The sequence below is a fragment of the Janthinobacterium sp. P210006 genome, assembly GCF_036231885.1.
GTDB lineage: Bacteria > Pseudomonadota > Gammaproteobacteria > Burkholderiales > Burkholderiaceae_D > Janthinobacterium > Janthinobacterium violaceinigrum.
Genome location: NZ_JAZARD010000001.1, coordinates 1,078,688 through 1,102,007 on the forward strand (window position 1 = coordinate 1,078,688; position 23,320 = coordinate 1,102,007).

Annotated in this window: 26 protein-coding genes; 3 read left to right on the top strand and 23 right to left on the bottom strand. The window is 66.1% G+C overall.

Annotated features, from left to right (window positions below; all coding sequences use genetic code 11):
• The first annotated feature begins 78 nt into the window (after positions 1–78).
• The 3 genes from edd to VPH41_RS04800 all read left to right on the top strand — a co-directional run bounded on the left by edd (position 79) and on the right by VPH41_RS04800 (position 3,201).
• A complete protein-coding gene (gene edd, locus VPH41_RS04790; protein WP_328569124.1) occupies positions 79–1,992 on the top strand; it encodes a phosphogluconate dehydratase in 1,914 nt (637 codons plus the stop codon).
• A 3-nt stretch (positions 1,993–1,995) separates the two neighbouring features.
• Positions 1,996–2,625 (top strand): bifunctional 4-hydroxy-2-oxoglutarate aldolase/2-dehydro-3-deoxy-phosphogluconate aldolase, encoded by a 630-nt coding sequence (locus VPH41_RS04795; RefSeq protein ID WP_152258713.1) that lies wholly within the window; start codon positions 1,996–1,998, stop codon positions 2,623–2,625.
• Positions 2,626–2,688: 63 nt separating this feature from the next.
• On the top strand, positions 2,689–3,201 hold the full coding sequence (locus tag VPH41_RS04800; protein ID WP_152284714.1) for a hypothetical protein: 513 nt from the start codon (positions 2,689–2,691) through the stop codon (positions 3,199–3,201).
• Between the two features lie 8 nt (positions 3,202–3,209).
• Here the strand turns inward: VPH41_RS04800 and VPH41_RS04805 are convergent, their stop codons facing one another.
• From VPH41_RS04805 to VPH41_RS04915, 23 genes are all read right to left on the bottom strand, one after another.
• Positions 3,210–4,226 (bottom strand): LytR C-terminal domain-containing protein, encoded by a 1,017-nt coding sequence (locus VPH41_RS04805; RefSeq protein WP_328569125.1) that lies wholly within the window; start codon positions 4,224–4,226, stop codon positions 3,210–3,212.
• Positions 4,227–4,239: 13 nt separating this feature from the next.
• Complete coding sequence (locus VPH41_RS04810) at positions 4,240–5,187, bottom strand: type II secretion system F family protein (RefSeq protein WP_152284989.1); 948 nt, start codon at positions 5,185–5,187, stop codon at positions 4,240–4,242.
• A gap of 19 nt (positions 5,188–5,206) precedes the next feature.
• Positions 5,207–6,181, bottom strand: a complete 975-nt coding sequence (locus VPH41_RS04815; protein ID WP_152284988.1) for a type II secretion system F family protein — start codon at positions 6,179–6,181, stop codon at positions 5,207–5,209.
• A gap of 10 nt (positions 6,182–6,191) precedes the next feature.
• Entirely contained in the window at positions 6,192–7,559 is a 1,368-nt protein-coding gene (locus VPH41_RS04820; protein WP_152259242.1) for a CpaF family protein, read from the bottom strand.
• Positions 7,560–7,583: 24 nt separating this feature from the next.
• A complete protein-coding gene (locus tag VPH41_RS04825) occupies positions 7,584–8,735 on the bottom strand; it encodes an AAA family ATPase (protein ID WP_328569126.1) in 1,152 nt (383 codons plus the stop codon).
• Positions 8,736–8,758: 23 nt separating this feature from the next.
• On the bottom strand, positions 8,759–9,277 hold the full coding sequence (locus VPH41_RS04830; RefSeq protein ID WP_152259244.1) for a TadE/TadG family type IV pilus assembly protein: 519 nt from the start codon (positions 9,275–9,277) through the stop codon (positions 8,759–8,761).
• Between the two features lie 10 nt (positions 9,278–9,287).
• Positions 9,288–9,755, bottom strand: coding sequence for a TadE/TadG family type IV pilus assembly protein (locus tag VPH41_RS04835; protein WP_328569127.1), 468 nt, complete (start codon positions 9,753–9,755; stop codon positions 9,288–9,290).
• 7 nt (positions 9,756–9,762) lie between these two features.
• Positions 9,763–11,310 (bottom strand): TadE/TadG family type IV pilus assembly protein, encoded by a 1,548-nt coding sequence (locus VPH41_RS04840; RefSeq protein WP_328569128.1) that lies wholly within the window; start codon positions 11,308–11,310, stop codon positions 9,763–9,765.
• 46 nt (positions 11,311–11,356) lie between these two features.
• Positions 11,357–11,644 carry a pilus assembly protein gene (locus tag VPH41_RS04845; protein ID WP_328569129.1) on the bottom strand — a complete coding sequence of 96 codons (288 nt, stop codon included), beginning with the start codon at positions 11,642–11,644 and terminating at the stop codon, positions 11,357–11,359.
• A 9-nt stretch (positions 11,645–11,653) separates the two neighbouring features.
• Complete coding sequence (locus tag VPH41_RS04850; RefSeq protein WP_328569130.1) at positions 11,654–13,258, bottom strand: type II and III secretion system protein family protein; 1,605 nt, start codon at positions 13,256–13,258, stop codon at positions 11,654–11,656.
• 22 nt (positions 13,259–13,280) lie between these two features.
• Entirely contained in the window at positions 13,281–14,129 is an 849-nt protein-coding gene (gene cpaB / locus VPH41_RS04855; RefSeq protein ID WP_152284982.1) for a Flp pilus assembly protein CpaB, read from the bottom strand.
• On the bottom strand, positions 14,126–15,472 hold the full coding sequence (locus tag VPH41_RS04860) for an ATP-binding protein (protein ID WP_226941579.1): 1,347 nt from the start codon (positions 15,470–15,472) through the stop codon (positions 14,126–14,128). The genes cpaB and VPH41_RS04860 overlap by 4 nt, the downstream gene beginning before the upstream one ends.
• Positions 15,473–15,505: 33 nt before the next feature.
• Entirely contained in the window at positions 15,506–16,126 is a 621-nt protein-coding gene (locus VPH41_RS04865) for a methyltransferase family protein (protein ID WP_193317665.1), read from the bottom strand.
• Between the two features lie 42 nt (positions 16,127–16,168).
• Positions 16,169–16,756: an A24 family peptidase gene (locus VPH41_RS04870; protein WP_328569131.1), complete on the bottom strand. Its 588-nt coding sequence runs from the start codon at positions 16,754–16,756 to the stop codon at positions 16,169–16,171.
• Complete coding sequence (locus tag VPH41_RS04875) at positions 16,753–17,823, bottom strand: phosphatase PAP2 family protein (protein WP_328569132.1); 1,071 nt, start codon at positions 17,821–17,823, stop codon at positions 16,753–16,755. The genes VPH41_RS04870 and VPH41_RS04875 overlap by 4 nt, the downstream gene beginning before the upstream one ends.
• The gene (locus tag VPH41_RS04880; RefSeq protein WP_152284979.1) at positions 17,820–17,993 is read right to left on the bottom strand and encodes a Flp family type IVb pilin; all 174 of its coding nucleotides are present in this window, start codon (positions 17,991–17,993) and stop codon (positions 17,820–17,822) included. Before VPH41_RS04880 ends, VPH41_RS04875 begins: the two co-directional genes overlap by 4 nt.
• Before the next feature lie 95 nt (positions 17,994–18,088).
• Positions 18,089–18,262: a Flp family type IVb pilin gene (locus tag VPH41_RS04885; protein ID WP_102296553.1), complete on the bottom strand. Its 174-nt coding sequence runs from the start codon at positions 18,260–18,262 to the stop codon at positions 18,089–18,091.
• A gap of 83 nt (positions 18,263–18,345) precedes the next feature.
• A complete protein-coding gene (locus VPH41_RS04890; protein ID WP_158300249.1) occupies positions 18,346–18,492 on the bottom strand; it encodes a hypothetical protein in 147 nt (48 codons plus the stop codon).
• A gap of 263 nt (positions 18,493–18,755) precedes the next feature.
• Positions 18,756–19,457 (bottom strand): response regulator, encoded by a 702-nt coding sequence (locus tag VPH41_RS04895; protein WP_226939218.1) that lies wholly within the window; start codon positions 19,455–19,457, stop codon positions 18,756–18,758.
• Positions 19,454–21,121: a sensor histidine kinase gene (locus VPH41_RS04900; RefSeq protein WP_152284978.1), complete on the bottom strand. Its 1,668-nt coding sequence runs from the start codon at positions 21,119–21,121 to the stop codon at positions 19,454–19,456. Before VPH41_RS04900 ends, VPH41_RS04895 begins: the two co-directional genes overlap by 4 nt.
• A gap of 150 nt (positions 21,122–21,271) precedes the next feature.
• Positions 21,272–22,243, bottom strand: a complete 972-nt coding sequence (locus VPH41_RS04905) for a diguanylate cyclase domain-containing protein (RefSeq protein WP_328569133.1) — start codon at positions 22,241–22,243, stop codon at positions 21,272–21,274.
• Between the two features lie 5 nt (positions 22,244–22,248).
• Entirely contained in the window at positions 22,249–22,875 is a 627-nt protein-coding gene (locus VPH41_RS04910; RefSeq protein ID WP_034786994.1) for a chemotaxis protein CheC, read from the bottom strand.
• Positions 22,876–22,877: 2 nt separating this feature from the next.
• A complete protein-coding gene (locus tag VPH41_RS04915) occupies positions 22,878–23,246 on the bottom strand; it encodes a response regulator (protein ID WP_152284976.1) in 369 nt (122 codons plus the stop codon).
• Positions 23,247–23,320 lie beyond the last annotated feature (74 nt).

A 23,320-nucleotide genomic window follows, 5' to 3' on the forward strand; every position in this document is an offset into this window, starting at 1 on the left:
GTTGGCCCATGCAAGAGTGCTTCTTCTTCACCGTTTTGTAGTAAAATTTCACGAAATACTCATTTTTAAGGAAATCCCATGACGCTGCATCCAGTAGTCGACTCCGTAACAGCGCGCATCATCGCGCGCAGCCGGCCATCGCGCGGCGCCTACCTGGCGCATCTGGATGCGGCCCGCATCCAGGGCGTGCAGCGCGGCGCCCTGTCGTGTACCAACCTGGCGCACGGCTTTGCCGCCTTTCCCGCCAACGACAAGCTGTCGCTGAAGGAATACAAGAAGCCTTCCGTGGCCATCGTATCCTCGTACAACGACATGCTGTCGGCGCACCAGCCGTTTGAAGGCTTCCCGCAGATCATCAAGCAAGCCGTGCGCGAAGTGGGCGCCGTCGCCCAGTTCGCCGGCGGCGTGCCCGCCATGTGCGATGGCGTGACGCAAGGCCAGCCGGGCATGGAACTGTCGCTGTTTTCGCGCGACACCATCGCCATGTCGACGGCCGTGGCGCTGTCGCACAATATGTTCGACTCGGCCCTGTACCTGGGCGTGTGCGACAAGATCGTGCCGGGCCTGCTGATCGGCGCGCTGCACTTCGGCCACTTGCCTGCCGTCTTCGTGCCGGCCGGTCCGATGACGTCGGGCCTGTCGAACCAGGAAAAAGCCAAGGTGCGCCAGCTGTATGCGCAAGGCAAGGCCACGCGTGAAGACTTGCTCGAAGGCGAGTCGAAAGCCTACCACGGCGCGGGCACCTGTACCTTCTACGGCACGGCCAACAGCAACCAGATGCTGATGGAAGTGATGGGCCTGCACTTGCCGGGCGCCGCCTTCATCACGCCGAACACGCCGCTGCGCGATGCGCTGACAAAAGCTGCCGCCCAGCGCGCCGCCGGCATCACGGCGCAAAGCGCCAATTACTTGCCAGTGGGCCATATCGTCGACGAGAAATGTATCGTCAACGCCCTCGTGGGCTTGCTGGCCACGGGCGGTTCGACCAACCACACCCTGCACCTGGTGGCCATTGCCAAGGCGGCCGGCATCGTCATCGACTGGAACGATTTCAATGAACTGTCGGCCATCGTGCCTATGCTCACGCGCATCTATCCGAACGGCGACGCCGACGTGAACCATTTCCACGCGGCCGGCGGCACGGGCTATCTGATCCGCGAACTGCTGGACGCGGGCTTGCTGCACGAAGACGTCAATACCATCCTGGGCCACGGCTTGCGCGCGCACTGCATGGAACCGTTCCTGGGCGAAGACGGCAAGGTCTTCTGGAAGGATGCGCCGGCCGCCAGCGCCGACGAAAGCGTGCTGCGTCCCGCCTCGAACCCGTTCGCGCCGGACGGCGGCATGGTCCTCGTGGCCGGTAACCTGGGCCGCGCCGTGATGAAGGTGTCGGCCGTCAAGCCGCAGCACCGCACGGTGGAAGCGCCTGCCCTGGTATTCAATTCGCAGGAAGATTTCATGGCCGCCTACAAGGCCGGTTCGCTGGACCGCGACTTCGTTGCCGTGCTGCGCTTCCAGGGCCCGCGCGCCAACGGCATGCCGGAACTGCATGCGCTGACGCCGGCGCTGGCCAACCTGCAGGATGCGGGCCGCCATGTGGCGCTGGTCACCGATGGCCGCATGTCGGGCGCGTCGGGCAAGGTGCCTGCCGCCATCCACGTATCGCCTGAAATCCTCGCCGGCGGCCCCCTGGGCCTGGTGCGCGACGGCGACATCATCCGCCTCGACGCCTTTACGGGCGTGCTCGAAGCGCTGGTGCCGGCCGACGTCTGGCATGCCCGTTCGCTGGTCACGGCAGATCTGTCGCCGAACCACATCGGCATGGGCCGCGAGCTGTTTTCCATGTTCCGTTCCACCGTCAGCGCGGCGGAAGAGGGTGCCACCACCTTCGGCCTGCCGTCGCCGATTCCCACCACCGTCGCCTTGCACGACGCCGACAATGTCGGCGATACTGTGCCCGGTTCCGATGAAGACTTTTTGGCTAGGAAATAAGAGATGACCATGACACTACTGGAAATTATGCGCACCTCGAGCGTGATCCCCGTGATCGCGATCGACGACCCTGACCACGCCGTACCGCTGGCGCGCGCGCTGGTGGCGGGCGGCATCCGCGTGCTGGAAGTAACCTTGCGTACCAAGCACGGCCTGGAAGCGATCCGCGCCATGTCGGAAGTGCCGGGCGCCATCGTCGGCGTGGGTACCTTGACGCGTCCCGAGGAATTTGCCCAGGCGCGCGATGCGGGCGCCGTGTTCGGCGTCTCGCCTGGCCTGACGTCCGCCCTGGTGGCGGCGGCGAAAAGCAGCGGCCTGCCCCTGCTGCCAGGCGTGATGACGCCCGGCGAAGTGATGGCGGCGCGTGAAAACGGCTTCCAGCAGCTGAAGCTGTTCCCGGCCGTGCCGGCCGGCGGCATCGGCATGCTCAACGCCATCTACGGCCCCCTGCCGGACGTGACGTTCTGCCCGACGGGCGGCATCTCGCAAGAGACGGCGTCGCAGTTCCTGGCGTTGAAGAACGTCGCCTGCGTGGGCGGTTCGTGGCTGACGCCGAAAGACGCGATCGCGGCCGGCAACTGGGACCGCATCACGGAAATCGCCAAGGCAGCCAGCGGCCTGCGCTCGGTCTAATCGGTACCGGCGCGGCAGGCTTGCATGCCTGCCGCGCTTTCTTTTTCTCTTCGCATGCGCGTCTTGCGCCGCCCCCTGACCATCGGCGAAACCGCCATGGCCCGCAGCGTCTTTCGCGACGCCATCGACTACGCGCGCGTGCGCGTGGTGCGCGGCTCCTTTTTACCGTTTGGCCTGCAAGACCAGAACACGGCGATGACGCCGCGCGGCAGCCTGCACTTCATGCCGGCCCAGTACCGCGACGATTTCTCGCGCGAGGGCAACGGCGGCAAGCTGTTCTTCATCCACGAAATGGTGCACGTGTGGCAGTACCAGCTCGGCTACGGCGTGCTGCTGCATGGCGTGCTGCTGGCGCTCTGCGGCGGCTACCTCCGGCAGCGCGCCTACCGCTACGATGCGCAGGCCGGCGGCATCCTGTCCGACTTCAACATGGAACAGCAGGGCGACATCATCGCCCACTACTTCGGCGCGCGCCAGCTGGGCATCCCCGCCTACGTGGCAAAGCTGCCCCAGCTGCAGGATATCCTGCAGGGCTTCCTGCTCGATCCCGCCGACCGCCGCCTGCTGCCGCGCTGATGCCGGTGTCACGGCGCCGTGTTCGACGCCAGGCGCACGTCCGGCGCACGCAGGCTGGCCGCCGCATCCTTGCCCAGCAATAAACGCAGGTCTGCACCCGCGCCGATGCCGCTGTCGCCGGCGGCCTGCAGCTGCGGCATGCCGCCCAATGCCAGGGCCAGGGTGGCCGCCGCCTGCGCATGGCCGGGGCGGTAGACGATGCTGCTGGCCTGGACCGCGTATGGCCGCTGGTTGCCCAGCCGCAGCACGCTGATGCCCATGCCGCCCAGCATGCCGCGCATGCGCGCCGCCAGTCCCGTTGCGCCATTGCCGTTGATGACTTCCAGCCGTGGCAGCACTGCTGCCGGCGCTGTCCGCCTGACGGGGGGCGGCAAGGCCGCTTGCGCGGTCACGGGCGCATCGCGCCAGCTCAGGGCAAAGATATTGGGCTGCAATTGCGTCAGCTGCAGGCGGCTGGCCGGTGCCGTGGCTACGGGCGCGGGCGCCAGGTCGGGTTCGATGGCGTCCGCGGCGGCATCGACCGTGCCGACGCTGCGCGCCAGCGCCGCGATGGATAGCGCCAGGTTGGCGCGCGCCGGCTGCTGGCCATTGTCGAGCTGCAGCGACTGGCGCAGCACGTCCGCCGCCTGGGCGTAATCGCCCTGCAGGTACAGCACGTAGCCGAGGTTGTTGTAGGTCCGGGCCGTGGGCGCTTCCTGCGCCAGTGCCTGCAGCATGGTGCGCGCCGTTTCCAGCTGGCCCAGCTGTGCGTGCAGCACGGCGGCGCCATTGCGCGCATCGGGCGCGGCGGGCGTGAGCAGCAGGGCTTCGCGGTAGGCGGCCAGCGCCGCGCGCGCGTCGCCCAGCTCCTGCATGCGCTTGCCCAGCTTGCAGAACGCGGCAGCGCGGGTGGCGGCGCTGTCGTCGGCGCGCGCCTGGGGCGGCGCAATGTGGCTGCCCTGGCTGGCGGGGCCGGGCAGGTGGCCGCAGGCGGGCAGCAGGCCGGCGCAGGCGAACATGAGCATCAGGGTGGTGTGCTGTGACATGGCGGTTCTCCGGTCAGCTGCCGCCGCCCATGCTGGGCAGGAGCACGCGGTAGATTTGCAGGAAGGCTGGTCCCATCAGGACGACCAGCAGCGAAGGAAAGATGAAAAAGATCAGCGGGAACAGCAGCTTGAGGGCGATCTTTGCCGCCTCTTCCTCTGCGCGCTGGCGGCGTTTTGTGCGCAGCTGGTCCGACTGCACGCGCAGCGAGGCGGCGATGCTGGTGCCGAAGCGCTCGGCCTGGATCAGCATGGCCACCAGCGCATCGACATCCTCGACCCCCGTGCGCAGGGCCAGGTTGCGCAGCGCCCGTTCCTTGGTGTTGCCGGCGCGCAGTTCCAGCATCACCAGGTGCAGTTCCTCGGCCAGCACGGCGCTTTTCAGGGAAATCTCCGCGGCCACCCTGGCCAGCGCCGCATCCATGGCCAGGCCCGCTTCCACGCACACCGTCATCAGGTCCAGCGCATCGGGAAAGCTTTCAAAGATATCGCGCTGGCGCCGCCTGATCATGTGCTGCAGCACGAAGTTGGGCAGATAGTAGCCGATGGCGGCCACGATCAGCAGCCAGAACAGCAGAGCCTTGCCCGCCATCTGGCTGCCCGAGGCGCTCAGTCCCAGGAACAGCAGCAGGGGCAGGCCGATGGCCAGCATGGTCTTGGCGGAAAAGAACAGGATGGGGGCCGACGCCTGGCGCAAGCCGGCATTCATGAAGCGCCGGCGCATCACGGAGCCTTCCCAGCCCTGGTCGGGGAGCGACAGTTTGGCCAGCGGGCCGCTCAGGCGCACCATGCGCGCCAGCCAGGGACTGGGCGCCGACGGGCCGGGCGAGGCCGTGCTCTTGCCGGTGGCGCTGTCCATGCGTTGGCGCAGCGGATCGGGGGCAAAGCTGCGCATGGCGACCAGCACGGTGCCGAAGACGGCGATGAAGAGCAGGGCGAGAAAGGCGAGATGGACGGGATTCATGACGGTTCTCCTGGCGGGTTCAGACGCGGATGCGGATGATATTGCGCATGACAAAGACGCCGCACACCATCAGCAGCAGGGCGCCGACGAGCATCTTGCGTCCGCCCGGATCGACAAACAGCATTTCCAGGAATTGCGGATTGGTCAGCTGGATCATGGCTGCCGCGCCGAACGGCAGCAGCGACAGGATCCAGGCCGACAGCCTGCCTTCGGCCGACAGCACGCGCACCTGTCCCAGCAGCTTGATGCGTTCGCGGATGATGCGGCTGATGCTGTCGAGCAGTTCGGCCAGGTTGCCGCCCGTTTCGCGCTGGATCAGCACGGCGATGACGAAGTAGCGCAAGTCCGTGCTGGGCACGCGCGTGGCCAGGTTCATCAGGGCATCCTGCATGGCGATGCCGAAATTGACTTCATCGAAGGTGGCGCGAAATTCCACGGCCAGCGGCGCGTTCATTTCATCGCCGACCATTTTCAGGGCGGTGGGGAAGGCATGGCCGGCGCGCAGCGCGCGCGCCATCAGGTCCAGCGCATCGGGCAATTGCTGTTCGATGCGCTGCAGGCGCTTGGCCTTGGCGCGCAAGACCACCAGCAGGGGCAGCAGGGCCGCGCCCGCCACCAGCGGCAAGCGCAGCATCCACGGCACGCCGAAATAGCTCAGCAGCAGAAACGCGGCGCCGGCCGTGGCCACCATCACTCCGGCGAAGCTGGCCACGCTCCAGCTCAGGCCCGACTGTTCCAGCAGGCGGTCCAGCGCATGCACGCGGGGCACGCTCAGCAGCAGGCGCTGCAGGGACGGGGTGTCGCTCAGCAGGCGCTTCTTGATCATCGAGCTGCCCGTTTCGCCATGCGCGCCGGCCGACATGATGCGCAGGCGGCGCGCGACCCTTTCCGCTTCCGGGCCGCGCGAGGTGTTCCACGCCAGGTACAGGCCTTCGATCAGCAGCACCACGGCGATGAAGGTCAGGATGGCAAATACGTAATAGAGATAGTCCATGATGCTCCCCTTAATGGTACTGGCGGGCGGGATCGAACAGGGTTTCCGGCAGGCTGATGCCGTAGGCGCGCAAGCGTTCCAGGAAATGCGGCCGCACGCCGCTGGCATGGAAATGTCCCTGCACGCTGCCGTCTTCGCCGATGCCCGTCTGGCGGAAGGTGAAGATCTCCTGCATGGTGATCATCTCGCCTTCCATGCCCGTGATTTCCTGGATCGACACGATCTTGCGCTTGCCGTCCGTCAGGCGCGCCACCTGCACCACCACGCTGATGGCAGAACTGATCTGCTGGCGCATGGCTTTGACGGGCAGGCCCGCCGACGCCATGCTGATCATGTTTTCCAGCCGCGTCAGCGCGTCGCGCGGCGTGTTCGCGTGGATGGTGGCCATCGAGCCTTCGTGGCCCGTGTTCATGGCGCCCAGCATGTCGAGCGCCTCGGCGCCGCGCACCTCGCCCAGGATGATGCGGTCGGGACGCATGCGCAGCGCGTTGCGCACCAGCGCCCGCTGCGTCACTTCGCCCTTGCCCTCGATGTTCGCGGGCCGCGTTTCCAGGCGCACCACGTGCGGCTGCTGCATCTGCAGCTCGGCCGCGTCCTCGATGGTGACGATGCGCTCGGCCGTGCTGATGAAGCCGGAAATCGCATTGAGCATGGTGGTCTTGCCGCTGCCCGTGCCGCCCGAGATCAGGATGTTGACCTTGGCCTTGCCCAGCGCCTGCAGGGTGGTGCTCATTTCCTCCGTCAGGCTGTGCTTGAGCATCAGGTCGGCCAGCCGCAGCGGCTGGGCCGAGAAGCGGCGGATCGACATCACGGGCCCGTCGATGGCCAGCGGCGGGATGATGGCGTTCACGCGCGAACCGTCGGGCAGGCGCGCATCGACCATGGGGCTCGATTCGTCGATGCGCCGGCCTACGCGCGAAACGATCTTGTCGATGATCTTCATCAGGTGCGCGTCGTCGGTGAAGCAGACGTCGCTCAGCTCCAGGCGGCCGTGGCGCTCGACATACACCTGGCGGTAGGTGTTGACGAGGATGTCGGACACGCCGGGATCGGCCAGCAGCGGTTCGAGCGGGCCGAAGCCGAGCACCTCGTCCTGGATGTCGCGGATCAGCGAGCGCCGTTCCAGGTCATTGATCACCACATTGTCTTCCGTGAGCACGTCGCTGACGAGGATCTTCAGCTCTTCGCGTATCTGCTCGCGCGACAGGCGCTGCATGCCCTCCAGATCGACGCGGTCGAGCAGCGCCTGGTGCGTGCGGTGCTTGAGTTGCTGGTAGCTCTGGCTGGCGGCGCCCTGGTGCGCGGCACCGTCAGTCAGGCTGGCGTCGTCCTGGGCGTAGCCCAGGCGGTCCCGCAGGGTGAGTTTTTCGGCAGTCATGGTCGGTCTCCGGTGAATGGGGTATCAGGTGCGCGCCAGCAGCCGCGAAACCCAGCCTTGCGCGGCGGGCGGCGTTTCGCCGGCCAGGCTGGCGGCCAGTTCCTGCAGGGCGCGCGAGACGGGATTGTGCGATGCCAGCTTGAGGATGGGCACGCCCTGGCTGACGGATGCCGCCACCGCCTCGTAGTGGTTGGGGATGGACTTGTAGACATGCTTGCCATACGCCGCTTCCAGGTCGGCCACGCGGATGTTGTCGCTGCTGGCATAGCGGTTCAGGATCAGGCGGATCTTGTCTTCGCGGTAGCCGAGGCCGCGGAACACGTCGAGCAGGCGCTTGCCGTCGCGTACATAGGGCAGGGTGGCTTGCAGCACGGGGAAGATCAGGTCGGCCCGGTCCAGCGCGCGCACGCTGACGCCATCGAGGCCGCGTCCCACGTCGAGCAGGATGTAGTCGTACTGGCTGCGCGCCAGGGTCAGCAGGCGGTCGATATGGTCGGCCTCGATGTCTGCTGCATGGGCGGGATCGTCGGCGGCGGCCAGCACGCTGTAGGCGGGCGTGACCTGGATCATGCTGGCCGTCAGCAGCGAGGCATCGAGGCGCACGATCTGCTGCGACAGCTGCGACAAGGTGGCGGCCGGCTTGTGGTCCGAGACGAACAGCGCGGCATCGCCGAACTGCAGGTTCAGGTCGAGCAGCGCCACCTTGCGCTGTTCGCCGGCGGCCAGCGCGTAGCCCAGGTTGGCGGCGATGAAGGTGGCGCCGCTGCCGCCCTTGCACGAGACGAAGGCCAGCACCTGCCCCTTGCGCGTGACCTGTTTCTGCAGCTTGTCCTCGATGCGGCGCAGGGCGGCGCACAGGGCCGCATCGTCGTCCGGCTGCAGCACTTCGCGCACGCCGGCGCGCATGGAACGCAGCAGGAATTGCGGACTCTGCTGCGGGCATTGCACGATGATGGCCAGGCTCGGATGGCGGCCTCCCAGCAGCTCCAGCCGTTCCAGCTCCGCTTCGCCCGTCTGCTCCTGTTCCAGCAGCAGCAGGTCCGGCGTGACGCCGTTGTCAAACACATCCGGTATGCTCGCCAGCAGCGCGACGCGGTCGGCCGCGCTGCGTTCGCGCAGCAGGCGGGTGAGCCGCTTGAGCTGGACTTCATTCTTCGAGACGATGACGATATTCACTTGGTACTCCCCGGTAAAGGCGTTCAGTTGATCTGGAAGCCCAGGCTTTCGGCGTGCATGACCACCACGGAGGCCGGCACGGCGATATTGAGAAAACCGAACAGGCTGACCATCGGCGTATAGCTGACGTTGTCGATCGACACGCGCACGCTGTCGATGCAGCTGGCCGTGCGCGTGTTGTCGCCGCAGGCCGACAGGTTGTCGCCGGGATCGGTGGGCGGCAGGGTCACCACGGCGCCGCTTTTGTTCAGGTAGCTGATGGTGATGTTGGCGGCGGTCAGTTCCGGAGCGGCCGGCAGCGCCGTGCCGCCGAACAGGGCCAGGGTCTTCACGGCGTCGGTCTGGTCGATCCAGCGCACCACCGCTTCGCGCGCGGCGCGGCGGCTCACTTCCTGCACCGTGTTGTACAGGTACAGCATGCGGCCGAATTCGAGGATGCCGAACAGCAGGGTGAAAAACAGCAGCGCCACCAGGGCGAATTCGACGGCGGCGGCGCCGCGCTGGCATCCGGCTGGGGGCGACGATGAAAGGCGGTGGCGCATGGCGTTCTCCTTACAGCATGTAGCGCATGGTGGTGCGCGGTGCGAGCGGCGTGGCATAGGTGGTGGCCGTGCCGATCACGAAGGGCAGGTACTGACCCACCGACAGCGTGTAGTTGACGACTTCGACGCGGATGCCGCCCGGCGCCGTGCCATCGGTGCAGTTGCTGTCGCTGAAACTGGCGTCCAGGCAGGTGACCGTCACGTTGGCCGTGGTGAAGTCGCTGATGCCGGCGCTGATGGCCGCGTCGACCACCGTCTGCTTGGCCGCCGCCACGCCCTGCGAGGCGATGCTGGCCTTGGCCTTGACGGACATGTTGCGCGCCGCGTCGCGCGTGGCCTTGTTCAGCGCATCGTAGTACCAGAAGGCGCGGCCGAAGCCGAAGATGCCGGCCAGCAGGGTGACCAGCAGGGCCAGCACGATGCCGAATTCGACGGCGGCGCCGCCGCCCTGGCGGGCATGGGAATGGGGGATGGGCATGACCGCCTCACTTGTAGAGTTTGATTTCGGAATTCGGCACGGGCTCGATCAGGCCCGCGAATTCGACGTCGAGGCGCGCGCCGCCGCTGAAATCGGCCTTCATCGTCATGAAGAATTTGCCGATGCCGACCGCCGTCATGGCGCCGCACGAGGCCGGGCCCACGGGCGCCGTGCGGCAATCGACCAGCACCACGTTCAGGATGCGGCGGTTGCGCTGGCCCGGATGCGACGCCGACGGCGCCTGGAACGTGGGACCGCTGCTCTGGTTGTACGGCGAGGGCGGCGTGCCTGCAGGGAAGGAGGCGTCGGCGCTGACGGGGTAGCTGGCCGTGTCGAAGTAGTTTGCCTTGGTCGTGTTGTACATGGGGTTGGCGTTGGCGTCCGTGACGCTATAGGCCGCGCCGGCCTTGGCGGGCGTGGCGCCATTGCTTTGGTAGGCGGGGCCGTAGGACCACAGCACGCCGTAGCCGGCAAACTGCGCCTGGGCCGCCGTCACGGGCGTCGTGAAGGTTGGCGGCAGGCGGTAGTTCGGCTTGTTGCCGGACAGGCTCACCGACTGCTGGCTGGGCAGGGTGCTGGCGCCCGGCTGCATCCAGCCGGTGGGCGGCGAATTGGCGGCGCTGGAGGCGCAGGGCGAGGCGCCGCCCACGCACGGGTATTCCTTGATGTTGACGTCGGGCGGCGCCGTCGTGGGGTCGCACACGGACGGCCCGCCGTAGACGTCGAAGCGCGAGTTGAGGGCGGCCGCGATCTTGCCGGCGCTCAGGCCCGTGTTCGTGTAGACCTGGCCGGTGCCGCTGGTGATGACGGCGCTGCTGCCCGTGCACATGAAGGGCGCGGTGGAATTGGCGCTGGAATGCGAAGGGTCGCAGGCGCTGGGCGGGGCGTCGACGGGATTGATCAGGTAAGGGTCGGACGAGCCGCCCAGGGGATTGAGGCCGAACAGATTGTAGGTGACGCCGCGGCGGAAGCCGAATTCCAGCAGTTCCGTCAGGCCGCTTCCGGCCGGCGCGGCCGGATACGTGTATTGCGCCGTCCTGTTGGCCGGATCGACGGCGCATACGCCGATCGGCGTGACGTCGTTGACGAAGCGGCCCGCCACGGCCACGCCCGAGGTACTGGTGCTGGCGATGCCGGCAATGCCCATCAGGTAGGTGGCGAAGGTCTTGCTGCCCGTGTCGATCTGAATGAAGGTCATGCCCTGCGGGCTGGTGCGGGCGGTGGCGCCGGACGACCAGGGGCCGTTCGGGCTGGGGCCGAAGCTGATGTTGGAGGCCGTGATGGTCAGGGTGGTGGAAAAGTCGTAGCGGTTCTTTTGCGCGATGGCGATGGCCTTCGTCTGCGCGTTGTCGATGCCGGCCGCGCTTTGATTGAGTTCCACGGCGCCGGCCAGGGCGGCGCTGTCGGCGCCGTTCTGCAGCTCGGTCTTGGCGATGTACAGGTGGCCCAGGTCCAGCACCAGGCCCCCCATGGCAAACAGCACCACCAGGGTCAGCCCCAGCACGATGGCGATCGCGCCCTGCTGCCTGTCGTGCCTGCGGAATGCGGTTTTCATGGGGGTCTCCTGGTGGCCTGGGGGGAGTGCATCGCGGAACTGGCGCCTACTGGCGCGCGCCCACGCCGATGGCGAAGACATTCGCCTGCGGCTCCGGCGTGCTGAACGATTTCTGGTAGCGCTGGTAGGCGCTGGCGCCGGCCTTGCCGTCGATGCCGCTGACAGGATTGGTGTTGCGGTAGGCGTCCGGATACATGATCTGCTGCGCCTTGAGCAGGGCCACCGATTCGCCAAAGTGGGAATCGAGGACGGGCGTGGTGGTGGCGGCGCAGCCGGCCAGCAGCGAGAGCAGCGACAGCAGGGTGGCGCAAGGCAGGCAGTGTGCGGTTTTCATGGTGTTCTCCTATTTGAGGTCGAAGCCGGCGGCGGGCTGGGGCGCGGCCGCTTGCGGCTGCATGGGGGCTGCTGGCGCTGCAGGGGCGGGAGCGGGAGCGCTGCCTTCCATTTTTCCCTGCATGAACATGTCGCCGCGCGTGGGCTGGATATAGTCGTCGGTGGGCAGCTTGTAGTCGGCCGGCAGCGGCTTGACCAGGTGCGGCGTGATGATGAAGACCAGTTCCGAACGGTCCGTCTGGAAGTCCGTGCTGCGGAACAGGGCGCCCAGCACGGGCACCTCGCCCAGGCCAGGCAGGGCCTTGATATTGCTGGTCACATTGTTCTTGATCAAGCCGCCGATGGCGAAGCTCTGGCCGTCGAACAGCTGCACCGTGGTGGTGGCGCGCCGCGTCGTGAACGAGGGCAGGATGGCCGTTGTCGAGATGCCGGTGGCGGTGATGCCGATGCCGTCCTTGTTCAGGTCCGACACTTCCGGCGCCACCTTCAGGTTGATGCGTCCCCCATCGAGCACGGTGGGCGTGAATTTCACGGCCACGCCGAATTCCTTCTCTTCCAGCGTGATGGTGGGCACGCCGCCATTGTTGGTCTGGCTGACGGGGATGAAGATCTTGCCGCCGGCCAGGAAGCTGGCCTCCTGGCCGCTGATGGCCATGATGTTCGGTTCGGCCAGCACCTTGATCAGGCCATCGCGTTTTTGCGCGTCGAGGTTGAAGAAGTTGTTCTTGCTGGCGCCGCTCAAGCCGCTGGGATTGTTGCTGAGCAGACTGGACAGCAGCGAGTAGGACCAGCTGCCGATGGTCTTGTTGATGCCCAGGCTGGCGCCCAGCTGGTCGACCAGCACCTTCGACACTTCGGCCACTTTCACTTCCAGCATGACCTGCTGCGGCGCGGCGATCGACAGCAGGTTGATCACGCGCGGCATGGCTGCATCCGGCGTTGCGGCAGGGGCGGCGGCAGGGGCGCCTGCGGCCGGCGCGGCGCTGCTGCCCGAGCTGGCCGAGCCGCTGCGGGCGCTGCGCTGCACGTAGGCGTTGGCCAGCGACAGGGCCTGGTCGGCCTTGACGGCATCGCTGACCATGCCCGACAGGATCAGGGTGTCGCCGGCCACCGCGACGTGGATTTTTTCGTTCGGCAGCAGCTCGGCGATGCGCGCCTGCAGGCTGCTGCTGTCGATGCCGACGGCCAGGTCGATGATGGTGGCGTCGTTGCTCTTGTTCCACAGGATCAGGTTGGTGGTGCCGACGGAACGCCCCAGCAGGTACACCTCGTTCGGGTTGAGCAGGATGACGTCGGCGATGCGGGGATCGCCGACGGACATGCGGCTGGCGGCAAACGGCAAACGCATCAGCGTCGACTTGCCTTCGGCCAGGCTCATTTGCGGCGCCATCTCGGTACGGCCGGCGCGCGACTCGCTTTGCGGCGGCGTGGCCTTGGGACGGACGGCTGCCCGGCTGCTGCGGCTGGCGCCAGTTTCGGCGGCAACGGCGGTGGCGGTAGCGGCAGTGGCGGCGACGGGTTCGCCGTGCGCCCGGGGTGCCAGGGCGCCGATGGCGGCGATGGCAAGCGCCAGGCGCAGGCCCCGGATGCCGCTTGCTGTGCGATATGTACTCATGGCTAGGCTCCTCTGGTGCAGGTTAGAATTGTTGGGAGCTGCGTTCCAGCCCCTTGATGACATCGACGCGTGGTCCGGTCTGTGGTGCAGGTGCGGCGGCAGGACGGCGGCGTGGGAGCGGCTTGGCTTGCACCATGGCGGCGGGGGCTGCGACGGCGACTTTTTCATCGAGCAAACTGGATTTGGTGGCGCCTTCCGTGTTGACGGGCTTGTCCTCGACCTGATTGCGCAGCACCAGCGACAGGGTGCCCACGCTGCGTGCCAGGTCGAGTTTTTCCGCCTGGTCCGGCGTCAGTTCCAGGGTCACCGCGTTGACCACCTTGGGTTTGGTGTCGTCGCGGCTCGATTCCTGGGCAATGGCCAGCACGAGGATGCGTTCGAGCACGATCTTGGAAATGTTCGGGTCGCGGTCCGGCGTCTTGCGGGCGCCCTCGCCCTGGGTATTGACGAGGATGTCGACGAAGTTGCCGGGCAGGGCGAAGCCGGCCACGCCCACCACATCGTTGACGCGCACGGTCATGGCGCGCTTGCCTTCGGCGACGACGGCCGACAGGCCCCCTTGCGTGCCGGGAGGCGCGAGCTTGCCTTCCATGATCGGTTCGCCGTGCTGGATGCTGGTGCGCGTGACGCGCGTTTCCAGCAGTTTCGGATCGTTGATGGCGCCCGGCGGCAGCGCGTTCGACGGCCAGTCCACCATGCGGACCATGTCGGGCGTGAGGCGTGCCCCCAGGCTGATGTCGATCTGGGCGACGGCCACCTTGTTGATGTTGCCCGAGGCTTGGGCATTGATCCAGCGCGCGGCCACGATGACCGCGGCGAACGCCAGGATGACCGCAATGGCCATCATCGTCAGAGCGCGTGCGTTTCTCATTTTGCTTCCCCTTTGTGCTGGACCGCTGCCGGTCCGTTATGTGTGCTTGCAAGGTCGTCATCGCTGCCGAAATAGTTTTTCCATGCCCACAGCAGCACTTCCGGTGACAGCTGCGCCGCGTGGTCTTCATAGCGCGCCTGGTCGCAGACCTGTGCCAGGATGTCGCGCGGATAGCAGGCCAGCAGGGGCCGCCCGTACTGGCTGTGCAGGTGCAGCAGATAGGTGTACGAGGCTTCGTCGAAATTGATGCCCAGCTGGGCGCAGGTGCTGCGGAACACGGCCAGGTAGTGGTAGGCGCTCAGCGGGCCCACGTGGATCTTGTAGCCGATGCGGCGCAGGAAGGAGTCGTCGGCCAGGTGCTGCGGCGCCAGGTTCGACGAGAACACGACGATCACGTCGAAGGGCACGGGGAACTTGTAGCCCGTGTGCAGCGACAGGTAGTCGATGTGGCGCGCCATCGGCACGATCCAGCGGTTCATCAGTTCCACGGGCGAGCAGCGCTGGCGGCCCAGGTCGTCGATGATGAAGATGCCGTTGTTGGCCTTCAGGTGCGGCGGCGCCTGGTACAGGCGGTTGCCCTGGTCGAATTGCAGGTCCAGCATGTCGAGCGTCAGCTCGCCGCCCGTCAGCACGGCGGGGCGCGCGGCGCGCACCCAGCGGGGGTCGGGCGGCACGGAGCCGCCGTGCGACAGGGTGTGCAGCATGGGGTCGAGGAAGGGCAGCACTTCGCCGTCGACCATCACGGCATGGGGCAGGGCGATGGTGCCGCTGAGCAGGCCGTTCAGGCGCTCGGCCAGGTAGCTCTTGCCGCTGCCGGCCGGGCCGTGGAAGAACAGGGCGCGCCCGGAATTCATGGCCGCGCCCAGCTGGTCGAGCACGGCCGAACTGGCCACCACGTCGCGGAACTCGCGCTGCACGTCGTCGCGCGTGACCTGCATGTCCGCCACGCTTTGTGCCAGCACCTGGTTGCTGTAGTCGGCCAGGGTGACGGGGGCGGGACCGCTGTAGGCATTGCGGCGCATGTATTCGGCGGCGCGCAGGCGGCCCTGGTCGCCCAGCAGGTAATACAGGTCGGCGTCGGTGCCGCTGCCGCCGTTGCGGCGCGCTTCGCACAGTTTTTCGGCGCGCATGAACGTGAGCAGCGGTTCAAGCACGCCGGCGCCCAGCTTGACGTGCGTCGACAGTGCGGGCAGGCCGATCTGGCCGCGCAGGAACAGGATCTTGACCAGCAGTTCGACCAGGAACAGGAAGGGCAATCCCGTTTCCTCGACGGTGCGTGGCGCGCGCTTGGCGGCCGGCTCGATGCCGCCGCCGTCGCTGCGTTCTGGGTAGGTGTCAGGCATGATGCGTACTCCTCTTGCTCGGGTGGCCGGATGTCAGAAGATGAAGGGCAGCAGGCGATACTTCACTTGCCGCATGTACACGCGATAGCGCACGTCGGTGGACAGGAAGCGTTCCTCGCGCAGCAGGCGCGCCACCAGCATCAGCATGGCCAGGATGTACACGGCGCCGTTCATGGGCGAGGCATTGGTCAGCAGATAGGCGCTCGACGAGATCAGGTAGCTCGCATACACGGGATGGCGCACCACGCGGTACATGCCGCGCGTCTTGATGCCGCGCTGCGCCGCCACCAGGCCGAAGCTGCGGTTCAGCGACAGCAGGCCGGCGATCTGCAGCAGGCTGCCGACGGCCAGCAGGTAGCGGGCGCCGGGCCAGATGGTCATGTCGGCAGGCGAGAAGAAAAACGGCGCGAAGGTGGCGCCGATGGCCAGCAGCCAGTCGCCCGCATCGGTGGAGACGCTGACGGGGGCCGAGCGCACGATGAAGAACAGGGCGGCCAGGGTTTCGGCGGCGCAGAACAGCAGATAGCTCCAGTCGCCGCCGTGCAGGAAGGCCAGCACGTGGGCGCTGGCGAAGACGCTCCACAGGCAGGCCATGGCGATGCCCGTGAGCAGGCTGGCGCGGCGTGAGCTGAAGAGGGTGGCGATGGTTTCCATGGTCGTGTCCATTCGTGGGTGGCGGTATCGGGGCGGCGCGTGTCAGCGCAAGCTCCACAGGTGCGTGTAATGCAGGAACACCTGCAGCAGGGTGCCGCTGGCGATGGCGAACGCGTAGGCCAGCTTGCCGGTGGCCGGCGGCGGTTCGGCAATCGTGGCGGCGCCGCCGGCAAGGCTGTGCAGCAGGGCGCCCAGCATCATGTGATAGGTGTTTTTCAGTACCTGGCGCAGGCGCTGGCCTGCCAGCGCGGCGGCCAGGGCCAGCACGCCGCCGGCCAGGAAGGTCAGCAGGGCCGCTTCGAGCACGGCATCGGGGCCCAGGAAGGCGCCGCACATGGCCATCAGCTTGACGTCGCCGGCGCCCAGGGCGCGCAGCAGATACATGGGCAGCAGCAGGGCCAGCCCGGTGGCGGCGCCGGCCAGCGCCTGCAGCAATCCCAGGCCGCCGAAGGAGGCGTCGAACAGGCCGTCGCCCGATGGCACGAAGCTGTTGAGTATCAATCCCGCCAGCGTGCCCCACAGCACCAGCCGGTTCGGGATGCGGCGCGTGCGCAGGTCGTGCCACAGCGCGGCGGCCAGCAGGCTGGCCAGCATGGCCAGGCACAGCAGCATGGGCAGGTGGGCGTTCATGACGTCAGTCCTTCCTTGCTCATGCAGGGCACGGCGGCCAGGTTCATGGCCGGTGCCGCCACCTGGCTGCCCAGCAGCCGTCCCACCAGGTGCCAGACCAGCGCCGCGCCGGCCGCGCCCACATAGCCGTCGACGGCGTAGTGCCAGCCCAGGTGGATGGAACCGAGCATGATCATCACGGCAAAGACGGACAGGGCGATCCCGGCGGCGCGGCTGACTCTCCAGCCCATCATGGCCATCAGCATGGCCGTGGCCACGTGCATGCTGGGCATGGCTGCAATGCCCAGTTCGCCGTTGCTGCCCTTGCTTTGATAGCCTTGCCACAGCATGTCCTGCACCTGCAGGGCCCAGACGGGGACGTGCTGGTTGGCGTCATGCAGGTAGGCCATCAGCGGCGCATACGGATCGCTGCTGTGGAAGTGGCCGTAGTAGCAGGGGCCGACGGAGGCGAACAGCACGGCCAGGATGCTGCCCAGCGCAATCCAGGTCAGTGCAAAGCTGAGCAGGAACTGCATGCGCAGCAGCGGGCGGCGCGTATCGAGGATGAGCCAGTACAGGATGGCGTAGAACAGGAAGAACCAGAAATGGTAGCTGAAGTTCAGCAGGCCCGTGATCAGCGGGTGGCCCAGCAGCGGCTGCAGCCTTTCCCATGGCGCCATGCCGCCGTGCAGGGCCATGTCCCAGGCGGACAGGGTGGCATCCCAGGTGTAGGGGTGCAGGCGCGGGATGGCGGCCTTGAAGACGGTGAAGCTGGAGGCGAAGATGGGGATCAGCAGCATGGCCGGCAGCGCGTGCAGCAGGCGCTCGTTGCTCAGGTAGCGGCGCAGATCGTGGTACAGGTAGTGGCACAGGCGGTGCGGCCGCCGCATCACCATGACATGGATGGTGTAGCCGCACAGGATGAAGATGGGGCCCGTGAGAATGGCCACGAGGAAGCCGGCCAGCACGTTGAGGATGTCCGATGCGCTGGGCAGGCCGCCGGCCAGCAGCGCGGCGGCTGCGGCGTACAGCAGCACGATCAGCAGCAGGGCGCGGTGGGTGCGCAGCGAGGCGCGCAGGGCGTTCATGACAGGGCCAGGACCACTTGGTCCTTGACGTAGACAAACAGCAGCTTGACTTGGTCGCCGAGCACGGTGATCGTGATCACCAGCACTACCGCTATCAGGCCCGCCAGCAGCGCGTATTCGATCGCTGTGACGGCCGACTCGTCGGATAAACGGCGGAAGAAAGATTTCACGATGGGCCTCGCTATGCAGAGTCAAGGTGGGCATGCTGGAGTGTGTCGGGGAGAACTGTCCGGGCTGGCGCTGGACCGGCCCGGACTGCGACGCATCAGCCGTTGGCGGTGGTGAGCTTGGTGCCGATGGTGCTGAAGGTTTTTTTCAGCTGCGTGCCGACGATGGTGACGGCGGCGATGATCACGACGGCGATCAGGGCGGCGATCAGGCCATACTCGATTGCAGTGACGCCATCTTCTTCGCGGATAAAGTTTTTGATGAGGTTCATGACAACTCCTAGCGGTGGTTAAGATACAGCGGTGGGTAAAACGGTATTGCAGCTGGGCTTGCTGATGCTTCGGCTTGGCGGACTCATGGGCTTTCGCCCAGTGCCAGCAGTCCGATGATGCACACCACCGCCATGAGGGCTGCCACCAGTGCATAGCGGTAGAACGCAGCTTTTTCCTTGCCCTGCAAGTAGGTGATCAGGGCCGTCGGAAGAAACTTGTCAAAGCGCATGCTGTGCTCCGTGTCGTGGTGGGCCGCGCGGTGATCTGCACTTCGGTAAAACCACTATAGAAGTTGGCAACTTGATCTACATCAGAAGAACATCCTTTTATTGCGAGGAGGAACTGCTTGTTTTTTTCGTGACAATTGTCATGGTCGAGTTCGATGCGCAGGGGCTTGGCGGGGCAGGCCGATGGCGCCGCAGGGGTGTTGCAGGCAGGGGAGGGCGGGGAGGCGGTGCGCGGCCAGGTGGCGGCCGCGCGGCAGGGGCGGGGTCAGGCGCCGGGCGGCAATTCGCCCAGCTGGTGCTTGGTGGCGTAGGCGTACAGTTCCAGGCGGTTGTACACGCCCAGCTTGCGGTAGATCGAGGTCAGGTGATTGCGCAAGGTGTGTTCGGAGATGAACAGCTGGTCCGCCAGCAGCTTGGCCGGCGTGCCGCTGCCGTGCACCAGCGCGGCGATGATCTTTCTTTCCTTGAGGGTCAGGCTGGCGACGGCGACGGCTTGCGCCGAACCGCCGCCGGGCTGGGTCAGTTGCGTCAGCATGCGTCCCAGCATCGCGTGTTCCAGCCACAGCTCGCCGTGGTACACCTTTTCGATGGCTTTCAGTACCATCTCCGCGGGCGCATCCTTGCTGACGATGCCGCGCGCGCCCTTGAGCACCGTCTGGTCCAGGATGGCCTGGTCGTGGCTGGCCGTCAGCACCAGCACGCGCGTGCTGCCGCGCTGCGCCAGCGCGGGCAGGATGGCCAGCGAGCTGATGCCGCCCAGGTCCAGGTCCAGCACGATCACGTCCGGCTGCAGCGCCTTCGCCTGTTCCAGCGCCTCGGCACCGTCGGACGCCGTGGCAACCACCCGCATGCCCGAATGCTCGCCGCCGATCAGCCGCTCCAGGCCCCACAGCATGGTCTTGTGATCGTCCACCAGCATGACGCTGATGGTATGGCTGGCCGGCGGCATGGCGCGATTGTCGTTCATATGGGGATCTCGATCTGCACGGAGGTGTTGCCCAGCATGCTGTGCGTGACGCGGGCGTTGCCGCCCAGGGCGGCGGCGCGCTCGGCCAGCGAGTCGGGCAGGAAATCGGGCACGTGCGCGGCGGCGCACTCATTGTCGATGCTGATGTGCAGTGCGCCCTGCACGCAGGTCAGCTTGACGGCGCCGTGGCGCGCCGACGTATGCTTGCGGATATTGCTCATGCCTTCGTTGACGATCTGGAACACCTCGGCCGCCAGGCGGTCGTTGATATGCAGGTCGCCTTCGATGTGCAGGGCGATGTCGATGCCATAGAATTCGCGGATCTGCGTGGCCTGGCGGCGCAGCGCCACCAGCAGTTCCGGCTCGCTTTGCACCTGGCCGTTCTTGAACGTGCGCGCGTAGCTGCGCAGGTCCGTAATCACCTGGCCCGACATGATGATCAGCTTTTCCAGTTCCGGCAGCAGGGGGTTGCCCGGCGTGGCTTCGTTGCGCAGGGCGGCCAGGCCGTGGCGCAGGCCGATATACGGCTGCACGGCCGTGTCATGCAGGTCGCGCGCGATCTTTTCGCGCTCGCGCGAGGCCGCCTGCGAGGCCAGGCGGTCGAGCAGGTCGATGTTTTCAATGACGGGAAACGCCTGCGCGCCTATATGGCTGAGGAACAGGGCGTCCGTCTTGCTCATGCTGGTGGCGGACACGATGAAGATGCGGCCCTTGCCATTGCGCAAAGGCAGCGGCGCGCTGATGAAGGCATGCGCTTCGAGCAGCTCGGCCAGGCGGGCTCCTGCCGCCTCGTCATGCCGCAGCCAGCGCCCGCTGTCGGGCTCGAGCATGCGCGCGCCGCCGCTCCACGGCAGCCAGCGTCCCGCGGGCTGGTTGTACAGCGCGATTTTATCGGCGGGAAAAGCAAGCAGGGGGCTGGCGGCATCGTCGCTCAGGAGCGAGCTGGTGTGCACGACGCCCGTTGCCGTCTGAATCACGCTGCGCAGCGACCAGACCCGCGTGCCCTTGTCCTGCATCACTAGCAGGCAACTGCGGCCGTTGAAATAACTGCGGGTTTTTTCCAGCACCGAGGTGATGGTCTGGTCGACGCCGAAGCGGGGATTGGACAGCTGGCTGACGTCGCGCAGCAGCGCCAGGTGGCTGCGCTGCGTGATGGCCGAGCCGCCCCAGTAGGCGATCATGTAGCCGAGCGCCAGCAGGAAGGTGGTGCGCAGCAGCAGGCGCGACAGTTCCGCATCCGTTTCGCCGAACAGGGCGGTGGCGGCGAACAGGCCGGCCGAAGCGAGCGTGACGCGCGCGCCCTCCTCGAAGCCCCGCTGGAATGACGAGGTCAGGATGGCAAAGAAGAAAAACAGGAAGAATAAATTGTTGTGGCTGCTGGTGGAAAACACGATCAGCGCATACCAGGCCACGTCCAGCCAGTACAGCAGGATGTCCTGGGGCAGGCTGAAGCCCAGCAGGGTCAGCACGTAGAGCAACAGGCTGTGCATGGTGTAGGCGGAAAAGATCAGCCAGGTAATCCTGCTCAGTTTGCCGGCGCTTTCGGGATCGATGAACAGGGTCAGCAAGGTAGCGCTCGACAGCAGCAAACGCATGCCGTTCACCATGGTCGTATCCATGCCGGCACCCGGCAAGCCGGATCTGAGGGGAGGATCGAGGTTCACAAGCGCTCCTGGCCATGTCCCGCATGGAGGGCCATGCGCAGGGATAGATACCACAGATAAATTCTTGTTATTGTTGCTGCAATCTAGTCACGAGTCTACGCACACGCCGTAAAGATGTCTACTGGAATCCTTTGCCCTACGTTGCTTTTCTTATAGCGGCTGCACCATCACGCGGTTGCGTCCGGCGCGCTTGGCCAGGTACAGGGCGCGGTCGGCGGCGCCGATCAGGGCGGAGATGGCCAGTTGCTGCTGCGGGTGCTGCGTGGCGATGCCGATGCTGACTGTGATGTGCTTGACGTCGTTGCCCGTCTTGGCATGCGGAATGCGCAGGTCGGCCGCCCGCTGGCGGATGGCCTCGGCCATGCTCAGCGCCTGCGCCGCATCCGTGTCGGGCAGGATGGCGGCAAATTCCTCGCCGCCATAGCGCGCCAGCAGGTCGGTGGGGCGCTGCAGCATGGCAGCCAGCTCGGCCGCCACGCGGATCAGGCAGCCATCGCCCTGCTGGTGGCCATAGTGGTCGTTGTAATCCTTGAAATGGTCGATGTCGATCATCAGCAGCGACAGGGGGCTGCCCGTGCGCATGGCGCGCCGCATTTCCTTCTCGATCGCCACGTCGAAGTGGCGGCGGTTGGCGATGCCCGTCAGGCCGTCGGCAAAGGTTTGCGAACGCAACACCATGGTCTGTTCGCGCAGCAGCTTTTCGCGCCCCACGGCGATGGTGACGTCATTGATCTGGATCAGGCAATGGCGCGGCGAACCGGGTAAATTGATCGGTGTGACGGCGATCGCCTGCTGCATGCGTTCCTGGCCTTCTGCCGAACCACTGCCCGCGCCATGCGTGTACAGGGCGAACGGCGCCTTGTGCAGGGTTTGCGACAGCAGCGACTGGAAATTGTCGCGCAAGGCCTGGGTGATGGCCGAATCGATGCGCTTGTGCCGCAGCTCCGGATACACGGCAAAGAAATCCTGGCCCAGCACGGCGTCGGCCGGGCACGCCGAGTGGCGCGCCATCCAGTTATTCCACAGCACGATGCGGTGCTGCTCATCGAGCACGATGGCGCCCAGGTTGACGGCACCGAGTATGCTTTCGAGCAGGGCGAGTCGATGCAATGCATCCGGCATGATCGTCACGCCTGTCCCAGGACCTTGGCCAGATAGCGGCTGACTTGCTGCTTCAGGTCGTGCAAGGCGGACAGGTCGAGCACAAACGCCACATAGCCGTGGATCTGGTGCTTGGAGAGCACGAAGTCGATATGCAGCATCAGCACGACGGCCTCGTCATCCTGGCCGCCGAACGAGGACAGGATTTCCGCGCTGGTGCCCACGTGGTACAGGGGCAGCGAGCCATGCAGTTCGCTGTCGAACAGGTTGGCCAGGGTGCCGACGCAGGAATTGAGGATGATGTTGCCGATCTCGCTCATCGCTTCCTGTTCCATCTCCGTCAGTTCCTGCAGCGGCATGGCGTCGCCCACCATCAGGCGCACGATTTCCAGGCTCTTGTCTTCCGGGAACATCAGGATGGCTTCGGTGGCGAAGGCGCCGTCGTAATGCTGGCTGACGCCGCAGATGCGCTCGCCATCCTTCTTGCTGCCCAGCAGGGCGGCCGCATCGGCACGGTTCAGGAACGTGATGGAAGGCACCGACATGGTGACTTCTTCATTGACGATCTCGCTCATCGCGGCGGCCGCATGGCCCACCCCGATGTTGAATATCTCTACGAGGGCATCGTTTTCGAGTTCGGAGAGATTGACCATGCTCACAATCCCAGGGATGCGATCAGCTGGTGGATGCGGGTTTCCGTGATCGGTTTTTCCATGAAGCCCACGCCCAGTTCGCTGGCGCGCTGGCGGATGGCGTTTTGCACATTTGCCGTGACGAGCACGATGTGCGTTTGCGGGCACAGCGCGCGCAATTGTTCCGCCGCCGCCATGCCGCCCATGCCGGGCATGTTGACATCCAGTAATATCAGGACAGGGGTGGCTGCCTTGACTTTTTCCAGGGCTTCTTCGCCTGTCGCCGCCTCAATGACCTGCCAGTCGGCATGTTTGCTGAGGATGAACTGATGCGACATCAAACGTGAAACCCGGCTGTCATCGACAACAAGTACCTGTTTACTGTGATTCATTTGCTATTCCTGAAACGTCATATCGGTCAATCGTGCCATTTTCGCATATTTTAAAGGGCATAGAGAGTAATTGG